Source organism: Nisaea sp. (assembly GCF_034670185.1).
Lineage (GTDB): Bacteria > Pseudomonadota > Alphaproteobacteria > Thalassobaculales > Thalassobaculaceae > Nisaea.
Window position 1 is genome coordinate 166,137 of sequence record NZ_JAXMNY010000005.1, and the last position, 13,679, is coordinate 179,815.

General features: G+C 54.8%; 13 protein-coding genes. 12 read left to right on the forward strand and 1 reads right to left on the reverse strand.

Features of this window, described 5'->3' with window-relative positions; all coding sequences use genetic code 11:
* The first annotated feature begins 21 nt into the window (after positions 1 to 21).
* The 11 genes from VOI22_RS19820 to VOI22_RS19870 all read left to right on the forward strand — a co-directional run bounded on the left by VOI22_RS19820 (position 22) and on the right by VOI22_RS19870 (position 11,906).
* A complete protein-coding gene (locus VOI22_RS19820) occupies positions 22 to 1,005 on the forward strand; it encodes a radical SAM/SPASM domain-containing protein (RefSeq protein ID WP_323798174.1) in 984 nt (327 codons plus the stop codon).
* Entirely contained in the window at positions 983 to 1,633 is a 651-nt protein-coding gene (locus VOI22_RS19825; protein ID WP_323798175.1) for an acyltransferase, read from the forward strand. Before VOI22_RS19820 ends, VOI22_RS19825 begins: the two co-directional genes overlap by 23 nt.
* Entirely contained in the window at positions 1,620 to 2,714 is a 1,095-nt protein-coding gene (locus VOI22_RS19830; RefSeq protein WP_323798176.1) for a histidinol-phosphate transaminase, read from the forward strand. The genes VOI22_RS19825 and VOI22_RS19830 overlap by 14 nt, the downstream gene beginning before the upstream one ends.
* 79 nt (positions 2,715 to 2,793) lie before the next feature.
* Positions 2,794 to 3,852 carry a Gfo/Idh/MocA family oxidoreductase gene (locus VOI22_RS19835; protein ID WP_323798177.1) on the forward strand — a complete coding sequence of 353 codons (1,059 nt, stop codon included), beginning with the start codon at positions 2,794 to 2,796 and terminating at the stop codon, positions 3,850 to 3,852.
* Between the two features lie 81 nt (positions 3,853 to 3,933).
* Positions 3,934 to 4,692: an HpcH/HpaI aldolase family protein gene (locus VOI22_RS19840; protein ID WP_323798178.1), complete on the forward strand. Its 759-nt coding sequence runs from the start codon at positions 3,934 to 3,936 to the stop codon at positions 4,690 to 4,692.
* A gap of 5 nt (positions 4,693 to 4,697) precedes the next feature.
* Positions 4,698 to 5,474, forward strand: a complete 777-nt coding sequence (locus VOI22_RS19845; RefSeq protein ID WP_323798202.1) for a 3-deoxy-manno-octulosonate cytidylyltransferase — start codon at positions 4,698 to 4,700, stop codon at positions 5,472 to 5,474.
* A complete protein-coding gene (locus VOI22_RS19850; protein ID WP_323798179.1) occupies positions 5,471 to 6,190 on the forward strand; it encodes an SDR family NAD(P)-dependent oxidoreductase in 720 nt (239 codons plus the stop codon). The genes VOI22_RS19845 and VOI22_RS19850 overlap by 4 nt, the downstream gene beginning before the upstream one ends.
* 1 nt (position 6,191) lies before the next feature.
* On the forward strand, positions 6,192 to 7,259 hold the full coding sequence (locus VOI22_RS19855; RefSeq protein ID WP_323798203.1) for an AroB-related putative sugar phosphate phospholyase (cyclizing): 1,068 nt from the start codon (positions 6,192 to 6,194) through the stop codon (positions 7,257 to 7,259).
* On the forward strand, positions 7,256 to 8,212 hold the full coding sequence (locus tag VOI22_RS19860) for a phosphoglycerate dehydrogenase (RefSeq protein ID WP_323798180.1): 957 nt from the start codon (positions 7,256 to 7,258) through the stop codon (positions 8,210 to 8,212). The genes VOI22_RS19855 and VOI22_RS19860 overlap by 4 nt, the downstream gene beginning before the upstream one ends.
* On the forward strand, positions 8,212 to 8,910 hold the full coding sequence (locus VOI22_RS19865) for a 6-phosphogluconolactonase (protein ID WP_323798181.1): 699 nt from the start codon (positions 8,212 to 8,214) through the stop codon (positions 8,908 to 8,910). Before VOI22_RS19860 ends, VOI22_RS19865 begins: the two co-directional genes overlap by 1 nt.
* Positions 8,911 to 8,921: 11 nt before the next feature.
* The gene (locus VOI22_RS19870; protein ID WP_323798182.1) at positions 8,922 to 11,906 is read left to right on the forward strand and encodes an AMP-binding protein; all 2,985 of its coding nucleotides are present in this window, start codon (positions 8,922 to 8,924) and stop codon (positions 11,904 to 11,906) included.
* A gap of 17 nt (positions 11,907 to 11,923) precedes the next feature.
* Here VOI22_RS19870 and VOI22_RS19875 read toward each other — a convergent pair whose 3' ends face one another.
* Complete coding sequence (locus VOI22_RS19875) at positions 11,924 to 12,505, reverse strand: RNA methyltransferase (protein ID WP_323798183.1); 582 nt, start codon at positions 12,503 to 12,505, stop codon at positions 11,924 to 11,926.
* A 104-nt stretch (positions 12,506 to 12,609) separates the two neighbouring features.
* On the opposite strand from VOI22_RS19875, the gene VOI22_RS19880 reads away from it, so the two are divergent.
* On the forward strand, positions 12,610 to 13,671 hold the full coding sequence (locus tag VOI22_RS19880) for an asparaginase (RefSeq protein ID WP_323798184.1): 1,062 nt from the start codon (positions 12,610 to 12,612) through the stop codon (positions 13,669 to 13,671).
* Positions 13,672 to 13,679: the final 8 nt, after the last annotated feature.

The following is a 13,679-nucleotide window of genomic DNA, read 5'->3' on the forward strand; positions in this document are numbered from 1 at the left end:
CTAGCCCTCTCTGTTAGAACGATGCTGAGTTTTGAGAAAACTCCTCGCCCGCTCAATCAGGAACAGCCCGTGACAAACTGCCCCGATGATAGTCAGGTGCGTTTTTTCGATCCATCGATCCATAGAAAACGCCTAAAAGTGGACGCCGCGATATCAAGAAATATAGAGGGCATTCCGCTGCCTTCAGTGGTTGAGATCAGCGAGTCAGGAACCTGCAATCGCAAATGCAGTTTTTGCCCGCGCAGTGCGAACTGGTTCGAGGATATTAAAGAGTTCATTTCTTTTGATTTGCTGAAAAAACTTTGCGTCGAACTGTCTGAAGTTGATTACTCTGGAACAATCATGTTTTCCGGTTTTGTCGAGCCGATGATTGACAAACAGATATTCGAAAAAATTTCCCTTGTGAGGAAAACATTACCCAAAGCTCGGATCGAGATGATCACCAATGGCGACATATTGAACCGCGAGCGTTTGGACAGAATCATAGATTGTGGGCTCAACACCCTCCTGATCAGCGCATATGACGATAAGGAAACGGCCGAAGGCTTTGAGAAACTAGCCAGAGACGCCGGGTATGGAGAAGATCAGGTAATCGTCCGTCACCGATACCTTCCGCCAGAGCAAGATTTCGGTATCACGATGACGAATAGAGGGGGCACCCTTGATGAGGCCGATCACAAGCGCCCAAGCTTGACCGAACCATTGAAGCAAAAATGCTTTTACCCACACTACACCTTCTTCATGGACTATCTAGGCGACGTCATCATCTGCACCCACGATTGGGCCAAGAGAAAAATCGTTGGAAACCTGAAGGACCAGAGCTTTCTAGAAATCTGGCTCTCGGATGAAATGAACAAGTTGCGCCGTAAACTTTCGCAGGCAGACCGTAGTGAATCTCCGTGCAATGTATGTGATGCGGTCGGGACTCTAATCGGCGAAAATCATGCGAAAGCCTGGGACAAGCTCTTGGGAGTTAAAGAGCATGAGCGAACCGATTATCTATGACCATGTAGAGATCGGCGAAGGCACAACGATAGAGCCATACGCGATCCTGGGCATCGTCGACCGCTTCCACCCAGTCAGCCCTACCATCATCGGTCAAAAATCCTTTATCGGCTCAAGATGCACGGTCTACTGCAATGTCACGACCGGTAATGGATTTGACATTAGTGATCAGTCCACGGTTTTTTACGATAACCACTTCGGGGATGATTGCCGAATCGGCCCCAAATCCGTCATCAAGAACGGATGCAGGATAGGTGATCGGGTCCGGGTAAACTCCCAAACCTTTCTGGAACGGGTCCAAATCGGATCTGATGTCTTTATCGGTCCAGGCACCATTTTCACAGATGACATGCACCCGCCCTGCCCACACAATAAAGAATGCACTCCTTTCATAAATGTAGGTGACCGGGTTTCAATCGGCGCCAATGCAACGATATGCCCAGGCGTCGATATCGGTAACAATTCTCAGATCTATGCGGGCGCTGTTGTCGTCAAAAACGTCGAGCCGTTTTCCGTAGTTGCCGGCGTTCCCGCACGCAAGATAGGAGACACCCGAGAGCTGACTTGTCCTCCCGGACTAATGAAACATCCATTCGAACCTTGGCTGATTGCAGATGACGACATCTGAACGTTGGTGGCGCGTCCAAGCGAGAACTGCGCCATTACGGCCTAACTGGCACACGGAATCTTCGCGTGATCCAAATTTCTTATGGGCTGACAAAAATGAGAATTTTGATCCGCGCATCGCTCAAGCTGTCCAAAAAACTCTCCGCGACCTTCCCAATCACCTCGTAGGGTCCTATCCAGATCTTGGCCCCGTCTACAGCAGGTTGACCGATTTTTTCTCTGTAGATAATGGGCAGGCTCTGATTACGAATGGTGTCGATGAAGGAATTCGGCTGACATTTCAACTGGCGCAGTCAACAGGCCGCTCAATTTTCATGACCGCGCCAACATTTGCAATGTATAGCGTATATGCGATGGCGCTCGGTATCGACGCACAAACATTTACCTATGAAAGACACCGGTCTGGCTTTGCTCTGGATACGGATCAGATCATGGCCGCGATCGAAAAATTAAAGCCTTCAATTGTATTTCTCGCCAATCCAGACAGCCCGACAGGTTCCGTCATCCCTCCTGAAGTTCTTCTAAAAATTATGGATCGCGCGGGAAAAAACGGAACGATTCTCTTTATTGATGAAGCCTACTACCCATACTCAGAAGAAACGCTTTTAGGAGAAATATCCGGTCAAGATAACCTCCTTGTAGCTCGAAGTTTTGACAAGGCATTTGGCTTAGCTGGCTTTCGACTCGGAGCCCTTTTCGGAAACGAAGGCCTGATAGACTCCATAAGTCGTAGGCGGTCAATGTATGAAATTGGTGCCGTGCAAGCGTTCGTGCTCGAGAGAATGCTCAAGAAAACCTCGCTATTGAGCGAGGTTGCACATGACATCCGCAACGCAAAGAGGGAATTTGAAGCTCGCATATGCAGCCTTGGCTTTGAGGTTATCCCGACTGATGGGAATTTTTCCCTGATCCTCTTCGGCGATCAGCGGGACCTCGTGCGCAAAAAATTAGAAAAGACAACACTGTACCGGGATCAATTTGGCCATCCTTCGATGCAAGATATATCCCGAATCAGTATCGTTTCCAAAGGTGCGGCAAACAGCATTGCATTCCAAATTGAAGAAGCCGTAAGCCAGAAATGACACTCCGCAAGCAAGCCTCTAGGGCGTATAATACTCCGTTCCGGCTACCTTCATCCCAAAAGTCAGAGGCAAACTATACATGATCACTCCATTGAGAGTCGGTATTGCAGGGTATGGCGTTGTGGGGAGACGTCGCCGGCATTTCCTTGATTTAAACCCTGAAATGGAAGTGGTCGCTGTCTGTGATCGGACTTTCGACGAGCCCAGAACAATTGATGGGGTCAAAGCATTCAAGTCTTATCAAGAGCTTTATGGCGAAGGCCTGGATGCCGTCTTCGTCTGCTTGACGAATGATATTGCCCCCGAAGTGACGACGGAAATGATCAAACGCGGGATTCATACATTCTGCGAAAAGCCCCCCGGTCGAACCGTCGAAGATATTGCTAGTGTTCAGGATACAGCGGCAAAGCATCCGCATATTAAAGTGATGTACGGCTTCAATCACAGATATCATGAATCAGTAAATGACGCGTTGGGCATTGTCCGGTCCGGGAGCCTTGGCAGGGTCATAAATCTACGCGGTGTTTATGGGAAATCTAAGTTTATTAGTTTCGATCAGGCCTCGGACTGGCGCACTAAACGAGCTGTAGCAGGAGGTGGAATTCTGCTCGACCAAGGTATCCACATGGTCGACCTGATGCGGCTGTTTGCTGGTGAATTCCAGGATGTCCACAGTTTCGTATCCAATGCTTATTGGAAACATGACGTAGAAGACAACGCCTATGCCTTGATGCGCACGGCGGACAATACAGTCGCGATGCTTCACTCAAGCGCGACACAATGGCGGCATCGCTTTAATCTTGAAATCGGCTTGGAGCGGGGCGGAATCACGTTGAGCGGAATACTCTCCGGGTCGAAGAGTTATGGGGCGGAGACACTGACGGTCATCTGGCCGGATGACGACGACAAAGGGGACCCACGGGAACAGACCACTCGATATAACCGAGACCCGTCGTGGCCTAATGAGATTGCCGCTTTTGCAAATGCCATCCTTAGGGACATACCTATCAAAAATGGCACAATTGAAGATGCCTACCGTACAATGGATCTTGTCTATCGGATCTACATGGCAGACCCAGAGTGGCGGGAACATTGGGGATTGAATGCGCATTTGGCGCCCGCCCCTCATACAGGATAGGTTGACGATGGGAAGTCTGCGGCCAATAAAACACTTTATTACATTAATTAATGAAGTCCGAGAAACACCATGTCACTGAAAATGAAACTAAAAAATAATCAACTGACGATCGGCTCCTGGCTCAGCTTCGGCTTCCCACCGATCGCTGAGATGATGGCCAAAGCTGGGTACGATTGGCTTGTCGTCGACATGGAACACACGGGCATCGCGACGAACGAGATGTTCCAGATGATCCAGGTGATCGATCTGGCCGGATGCACACCGCTTGTCCGCGTTGGCGCAAACGATCCGTTGTTAATCAAACGGGCCATGGATTCCGGGGCGCATGGTGTGATCGTGCCCATGATCTGCACGCCGGACGAAGCCAAGATGGCGGTCGACTCGATTTACTATCCGCCGCGGGGGAGCCGAGGTGTAGGGCTATCTCGAGCACAGGATTACGGTCTCGGTTTTGAGCGATACAAGGAATGGGCGGAGAAGGAAACGATCCTGATCGCCCAGATCGAACACTACAAGGCAGCGGGTTCCATCGATGAAATCCTCGCCGTGGACGGGATCGACGGCTTTATCATTGGCCCTTATGATCTTTCAGGCTCCCTTGGACATCCAGGAAACTTCGAACACCCTGATGTCGTAGCGTGCCTGGACAAAGTCACCGCCGGGATGAAGCGGTCTCCAAAGGCCGGTGGGGTTCATGTTGTCATGCCTGACGAAGACCTCCTTCGTAAGAGGATCGAAGAAGGATATACATTCGTCGCCTATGGCGACGACATGGTGTTCCTTGCCGAGAAACTGCGTGACGATTCAGCTATTGTGAATGACCTGCTGAAGAACCGGTGACCGATATGCAATCAGTCTGCATCATTCCCGCACGAATGGGCTCCAGTCGATTTCCGGGCAAGCCGATGAGCCCGCTGCTTGGCATGCCCATGATTGAGCACATCTACCACCGGTGCCGCCTTCATGAAGGCTACGACCGGGTGATCGTCGCGACCTGTGATCAGGTGATTGCCGATTGCATCATCTCTGCCGGCGGAGAAGCCGTGATGACTTCCGACGACCATGAACGCTGCACCGATCGCGTTCAGGAGGCTATCAGCAATCTAAAACTCGATCTCGCGAACGAAGATTTAGTGCAGATGGTTCAAGGCGACGAGATCTTGGTCGGACCGGAAATGCTGGCCGAGATGCAACACGTCTTTCAGGACAGTGGCGCGCCGGTTGTCAATCTGGTTAGCCGGCTGTACCGCGTTGAGGATCATGAAGATCCGAATACTGTGAAGGTAGTAGCCGCACCGGACGGACGGCTACTTTATCTGTCTCGCGCGCCGATCCCGTCGCGCGCACGGGCGCCGGAAGTACCCATGTACCAGCAAACCGGCGTTATCGCTTTTGCCAAGTCACATCTCGACCGTTTCAGCTCCCTGCCACAGACGCCACTGGAGAAGCTCGAATCAGTCGACATGCTGCGTTACCTCGAACATGGGGACACGATCATGGCAGTAAAGACCGAGATCGAGACCATCGGTGTCGATACCGAGCAAGACAGGGCACGGGCCGAATCCATTCTTGCGGACAACCCGGTTACCGGACGCTATCTCGACCGCGCAAACGCATCATGAGCAGCCAACTTTCCGGAAAGAAAGCCCTCGTTACCGGCGGAACCAGGGGGATCGGGTACGCTATCGCGGAGCGGCTTATGAAGGACGGAGCCACCGTCACCGTGACCGGCACCAAACCAGGCGGGGCCGGCCCGGAATCATCCGAATACCGCGCAGTGGATTTTTCCGACACGGCCGCAACGGAAGCATTCGCCGTCAGCATCAAAAATGACGACTTCGACATCCTAGTGAACAATGCCGGGATAAACAAGATCGCCCCGTTTGCGGAAATCGACACTGCGGATTTCGAACGCATCCAGCGCGTGAACGTTCTGGCACCGATGGTTCTCTGCCGGGCCGTCCTGTCGGGCATGCAACAGAAGGGCTGGGGCCGTATCGTCAATATCAGTTCGATCTGGGGCAAGATCAGCAAGGAACAACGGGCGCCATACTCGACCAGCAAGTTCGGCATCGACGGCATGACAGTGGCCCTCGCCGCCGAGGTTGCCGGAGACGGCGTTTTGGCTAACTCGGTCGCCCCCGGTTTCATCGACACGGAACTGACACAACGCGTGCTCGGCCCCGACGGTATCGCTGAACTAACGGCGAAAGTTCCAGTGGGCCGCCTTGGCCAACCCGAGGAAATAGCCGCCTTCATATCGTGGCTTGCCGGCCCGGAGAACACCTATATCAGCGGGCAGAATATTGCCATCGACGGAGGCTTTACCCGTGTCTGACATGCTAACCATCCAGTCGCACAAAGGCCCCTACACGGCCACGTTTGATCCTTCAGCGCTTACAAAGCTCGAAGAAAATGTGCCGGCGAACGCGCATTTCCTGATAGATGCCCATGTCGCTGATCTGTATGCCGCACAGATGAAGAACATTTTGACGCATCGCTCCGTTCTTCTCATTGACGCTCTGGAATCCAATAAATCACTCGAACGTATGCCGGATTATGTAGCCCATCTCGTCGGCAAGGGGCTGCGCCGGGATCACCGGCTGATTGCCATTGGCGGCGGCATCATCCAGGACATTACCTGTTTCCTGTCCGCCACCATGCTTCGCGGCGTCGACTGGGTGTTTTACCCGACGACATTGCTGGCCCAGGCGGATTCCTGCATCGGCTCCAAAAGCTCGATCAATTCCGGGACAGCTAAAAACATCCTCGGCACCTTCACCCCGCCGCGGGAAGTTCACATCAGCACCAACTTCTTGGCCACGCTCGACCCACGGGACGTCCGTTCCGGCATTGGCGAGATGTTGAAGGTCCATGTCATCGACGGGCCGGATTCCTTCGATACTATAGCAGCCGACTACCAACGTATTCTGAAAGAGCCCGAGGTCATGATGACCTATATCCGGCGCTCGCTCGACATCAAGAAGGCCTATATCGAACGCGATGAATTCGATCAGGGCGCGCGCAATGTCTTCAATTATGGGCACAGCTTCGGCCACGCAATCGAAGCCGCGACGGATTTCGGAATCCCGCACGGAATCGCGGTGACCATAGGCATGAATATGGCTAATTATGTCGCGGCCCGACTTGAGGTCGGGTCAGACGAAAATTATCGCCGGATGCAGCCGGTGATGCGGTTGAACTATGATGGCTTTGAGACCTATCCCGTGCCGCTTGCGCCCTTCATGACGGCGTTATCGCGTGACAAGAAGAACCAGGGTACTGGAACGGCAACCTTCATTCTTGCTAACCGCGCAGGTCAGGTGTTCAAGGACCAGTATCCGATGGACGAAAACCTGACCAGCATCTGTCGCGATTATCTCGAGTCCGAACGGGCCGCAGCATGAGCGATATCAGGGTAGCCGTTGCCTCGCGATCTTTCTCCCGCCATCCTGTCCTGCGTCAGGAAGTCTTGGAGCAGTTTCCAAATGCCACGTTCAACGATGCAGGAGTCTCCTTGAAGGGGGACGCTCTAATCGAGTTCCTGGCGGGGCACGACCGTGCCATTACAGCTCTGGAGAAGCTCGACCACTCGGTGTTCGCCGCACTTCCGGATCTCAAGGTCATCAGCAAATATGGCGTCGGCCTGGACATGATCGATCTCGACGCCATGACCTCACACGGCGTCCATCTCGGCTGGACGGGAGGAGTGAACCGCCGCTCGGTCGCCGAGCTCGCTCTTTCTTTCGCCATCGCCCTGTTACGTCTAGTGCCAGAAAATATCCGGGAGGTCCGAGACGGCGTCTGGCGCCAAGAACGCGGACGCGAACTGTCCCATCGCACTGTCGGCATTATTGGGTGCGGCCATGTCGGCAAAGATTTGATCCGGTTGCTGCAACCGTTCAAGTGCGAGATCCTCGTGCACGATGTGCGAGCATTCCCAAGCTTCTACAAAACGCACGGTGTCACCCCGGTCCCTCTTGAAGAGCTGCTTTCCCGCTCCGAGATAGTTTCACTTCACGTCCCGCTCGACGACACGACACGCCAGCTTCTGAACGCGGAGCGGCTCGGTTTGATGCGGCCTGACGCCATATTGCTAAATCTTGCCCGCGGTGATCTCGTGGACGAAACAGCACTCGCCGGCATGCTGGAAGACGGACGTCTCTTCGGCGCCGGGTTTGATGTCTTTGCGAACGAGCCACCAACCGACATGCGTCTGTTTTCGCTGCCCAGATTTCTCGGCACCCCGCATATCGGCGGAACGACCGAAGAAGGCGTTCTTGCAATGGGGCGTGCGGCGATCCAGGGACTCACGGAGTTCGGGCAACCTCATGAAATCGTCAAAGGACAACAGGGATAGTGTCCCGAAGACTTCAGGAATGTGGCATCACGATCAAAAAGCCCGGCTCGATGGAAGCCGTCGGAGATGCACTTGCGCATCTGGTTCGGATCAACACAGAATCTGATCTCGCGGAGAGCGGGCGCGCAACTGTTGTCCTGTCCGGCGGCAACACGCCACGCCACTATCTCCAGGCTGTTGCAGACGGTCGGGAAAGCTGGAACGGCATATCCGTGACCCTATCGGATGAGCGGTTCGTCCCCACCAACGATAAAGAAAGCAACGAATCACTGATTCGCAGCTTCTTCCTGCACACGGAAGCAAAAATCGTTGGTCTCCGCGGAACTGCAACCCGGCCGTCCATAGCAGCCGAGGAAGCCTCGGACCGCGTGAACAATTCCTGCCCATGGCCCCCCTCTGTATCCATTCTCGGGTTCGGGCTCGACGGGCACTTTGCGTCGCTGTTTAGCGAATCCGACTGTCGCGAGCGAGGGCCCTTCGCATGTCTCGCCACCAGACATCCGACGACCGGAGCCGATCGGATCAGCATGAGGTTCGATCGGCTGATCGCGACGCGAAGAATCATGTTGGTCTGCAACAGAGACAAATATGCATATTTGCAGGAAGCCGTTAGTAAGGACACAGCTACAGCGCCTCCTATCGTGCAGTTCCTCAGAGCGTCGGGTGACCGAACCGAACTGCTGATCACCAGCGACTAGGGCGAGCATACATGACAGAGAAATTTCCTCAGGCGGGAGGTATTCCCGCTCGCATCATCCACATAGCGCGCCATACTTCCGACAGGCATTGGCTGACATTACTTGGACCATCCGGCAAGGCAACTAGCCTGACCTATCGCGAGTTCCTTAGGCTCGCCATGTGCTGGGCTCAAAGGTTTAAAGAACTGAAGCTCGCGCCGGGCAACACGATACTGATCCTACTGGATCATTCGGTAGATCTTTATACTGCACATTGCGGCGCCCTTATCTCCGGTCTCGTCCCGGCAATCTTTGCGCCACCGTCACCAAAACAGGACGAAGATTACTATTTCCAGTCGCTCGAACAGTTGATCACGACGTCCGGCGCGGCCGCCATTGTGACGATCGACGAACTCCACGCCCGCGTGAAGCCGCGATTATCCGCAGCGCTCACGGTTCCTGTACTCACCAAAAGATCCGACACTCCGTCGAGCAACTGCATCCTTCCAGACAATCCGAACGCAACGGCGATCCTACAATATTCATCTGGCACTACCGGCCTGAAGAAAGGCGTTTCGTTTTCACATCTCAGCGTGCTCTGGCAGGTAGACCGCCATGCAAAGATGATTGGGCTGCAGGAGTCCGATACAATCGTTTCCTGGCTTCCTATCTATCACGATATGGGCTTCGTGGCCTGTTACCTGACGCCGCTTCTCCGAGGTGTACCGCTGGTCGTCATGTCACCGTTCGACTGGGTAAAACGGCCAGCTATGTTCCTTGAAGCGATAGAGACATATCGTGGGACATATGCGTGGCAACCTAACTTTGCCTACAATTTTCTCTCCGCAAATGTTCCCCTGGACGCGTCCTACGACCTGTCATCTATACGAAGATTGATTAATTGTTCTGAGCCGGCATTTGACGAATCGCATCGAACATTCATCGACCGTTTCAAAACTTCCGGTATCTCGGAAGAGAAGCTGGCCGTTAGCTACGCGATGGCGGAAAACGTCTTCGCCGTGACCGTTACCGACGCGAAGCAACCACCACGAGTAGAGCATATTGATGCCACGGAAATGCGGGACAACAGGCGGGCTGTGAAAGTATCTAAGGATGCTGCCGGCGCTAGGAGCGTGGTCTCCTGTGGCCGCCCTCTTCCCGAGACATCCATAAAAATCGTCAACCATCAAAGACGGCCACTGAAGAATGGATACCTCGGCGAAATAGCTATCCGATCACCAGGGCTGTTCATCGGCTATCAGGGGAACAAGGCAGCCACGAATGCTGTACTCCATGACGGATGGTATTACACTGGAGACCTTGGCTACGCTTCTGAAGGAGAACTCTTCGTCGTAGGCCGGACAAAAGACACCATCATCGTTAGCGGGAAAAACATCTTTCCCGAAGATCTCGAACGGGCAGTGAGCCGCGTTAAGAACATCGTTCCGGGCCGCTGCGTCGCGTTCGGCGTCCATGACAGTGCCACGGGAACTGAGCGACTTGTCATCGTCGCCGAATCGAGAGAACGAAACAGCGATATTAGGTTGCGTCTTCGACAGAAAATTCGCGATAAGATAACTTCGGAAAATGACATTCCGGTCTATGACGTTGCCATCGCGGACCACATGTGGCTTGCCAAATCGACTTCGGGAAAAATCTCACGACAACGCAACAAGGAACGCTACCTCCGAGACCTTTACCGGCCGGCGGAAGATACCGCGCAGCAAGATGATTCTGCGGAGACAGACAATCTTCATGCAGCGACGCTGAAGACCACAATATCAGCACTACGCGGTCAGATTGGCCCCTTCGCGGATAACGTCGGGCCCTCGACACGACTGATCTCATCCGGAATGGTCGACTCCCTCTCCCTCGCCGTTCTGTTTACAGCTCTGGAATCCCGGTTTGCCCTCTCGCTGCCCGAAACGGTAACGCAAGATATCGAGAAATTGGACACAGTGGATCAGATTGTCCTTGAGCTTGAGAAACTCAACGCCGACCCAAGGACCGTCCCCGTCACATCATCGATAGTGACAACCAATACGGATTGGCATGCTCGTATCTCTGCGGGCATTGGGGGCTGGAACGAGACCGTAGAGGAAATTGCTCCTCAGATGCGTGATGCATTGTCCCTCGGCGGAGCCGCCTCTGATACTGCGATTGCCATACGCTTGAAAGCCGGCCGCGGCTATGCAAGCCGGCCAAGTTTTCAGTCCAAGAGCCTTAACACAGACGAGAACGGCTTTCGGGTCACAATTATTGACGCTCAACTGGTTCCCCTGGATAAATTCCAGAACTCGGTCAAACGTCGAGGATATCTCTTCGGCAGCAGTTCATCCTTTGGTGTCGGCACGAGTTCCGATGCCAGTGTCTTGCACAATCGCCTCAATGCTGTCGCCGGTCCGGATGACGTATTCTGGTTCAATCTTAGCTTGCGCGGATCAAACCTGAAAACCGAGATTGCTGCCGGTAGCATTCTGAACGGCGAAACCGCCGACACGATTCTCTTTTTCTCCGGATTGAACGATTTCCGTTTTTTTTCCGACTTTGTTACCGGCTTGGAAGCCTCAAATGGCAAGGGAATGGCCGATACCGAGATCGATGCTCTTTATTCTGAGTTCATAAAGGAGCTCACCGAAGACATCCGAAGCGCTTCAGAACTTGCCACTTCTCTCAAAGCCTCAATACGATTCTGCCTGCAAGTCGGAATGCCCGCTCTCGATGCTCCCAAGCCCCTATCTGCGGAAGAGCGGAAATTGCGCGATGCCATGCACACGGAAAACGCCGCCAAGTTCGGAGACTATTGGATAGTCACGGACCACTATGAAATACTGGTCAAGCGTTTCAGACAAGACCTAGCCTCCATTTGCCACAAATTGCAGGTCGATTTTTACGACCCTAACAACGCGCTCGAATTCCGGTCATCCGACTGGCTCTTTAATGATTTCTGGCATTATACGGACCAGGGGCACGATATCCTCTGCAAGCTGATTTCATCTAACCTGCTTCGCCCCTGATTTTCGCGTAGTGCTCCTTAGCTCTCGCTCTCCGCCGCCTTTGCCGCAGCGGCGCGCCTTTTCCGTTCTTTCCGAACCCAGAGCGGCGGTCCGAAGCTCGGTACCTTTTCCGGCTGCGGTTCCGTTGGTCCGCCCGGCATGACCGGTCGGCGGGCGAAATTGCCGGTGGATTGCAGCCGGTCATACATGACCAGCGCACCTGCCAGCCCGACATTGAGCGAGAATTTGGTTGGTATCTTCACGATGTGATCGCAGCGCGCCACCATCTCTTCCGACAGACCGCCGCGCTCAGGTCCGAGCACATAAGCCGCGATTTTAGGGTGATGGAAACTCGGCAGCTCGACCGCGTCGTCGGTGATCTCGATGCCGACCAGAGCGCAGCCTTTCGGTAGCAGCATGTCGCCGACCGTATCGAACTCATAGAACGGCAGACTGCCTGCTGTGCCGGACGTATCCGTCTGCTTGAGTTCGTGAACTGAAAGCGCCGCCTGGACGCTGAATACAAAACTGGCGCCGAAAGCGTGCGCCGTTCTGTAGATCGCGCCGACATTGCGGGACTTGCTGATCCCCTCGACGCCCATTCCGAAATATCCTCGCATGGCGTCTCTGTTGCACAAACCCGTGCTCCAAGGCAAGTTGCCTTGAAGGTCAATTCACCGGCCGCGAGAGCCGGGAAAAGCCATGACAGACCAGGAGACGACCAATGAGCCCGGACAGCCTCGCCGCTGACGACCGTATCGTGCGCACCCATATCTCGGAGGTTGATGCAGCCCCCCTGCTCATTGAAGTCACACGCGGCGACATGGTCGAATCCGTGCATCGCGGGATCGTTTCCGTGGTCGATGCCAATGGCAAGGACGTGATGACGCTTGGCGATGTCGAGCGCCCGACCTATCCACGCTCTGCCATCAAGCCGCTGCAGACCCTGCCGGTGATCGAAAGCGGTGCCGCCGACGCCTTCAATCTGAGCGAGGCGGAAATCGCACTCTGCTGCGCGTCCCATCGCGGCGAGCCGATCCACGCAGACAAGGTGATCCCCTGGCTCGCCCGTCTCGGCCTCGGCGTCGATGATCTGGAATGCGGACCGCAACTGCCTTTCCACGAAGCATCCGCGCACGCCCTGATCAGGGCCGGCACCGAGCCAACCCGGGCGCATAACAACTGCTCCGGCAAGCATTCCGGCATGCTGACCACCGCCGTCCATCTCGGTGAGCCCACCAAGGGCTACACCGAAGCCGACCACCCCGTGCAGACCCGGCTGATCGAGCTGATCGGCGAGATGGGTGAGATGGACCTCTCGCGCACAGCGCGCGGTGTCGACGGCTGCGGCATCCCCGTCTTCGGCGCGCCCTTGCGCGGCGTCGCCTATGCCATGGCCCGCCTTGCCGCGCCGGATGCGCTCGGCGCCGACCGGGCCGCCGCCTGCCGCCGGATCGTCAAAGCCTGTGCTAACAATCCGCTTATGCTCTCCGGCACCGACGCCTTCAATTCCGTGGTGCTGGCCGAAACCGGCGAGACCTGTTTGCTGAAGGGCGGGGCCGAGGGCTACTACACGGCAGCGCTGCCGGAAAAGGGACTTGGTGTGGCGATCAAGATAGACGATGGCGCAGGCCGGGCATCCGAGGCCGCCGTCCTTGCTGTGCTGGTCCGGCTCGGCGTGATCGACGACGCACAAAAAGCCCGCATCGAAGCCACATGTTCACCGGAAGTCCGGAACTGGGCAGGCCGTCTTGTCGGTTTCATCCGGGCGACGCCCGCGTTCTGACTAAAAAA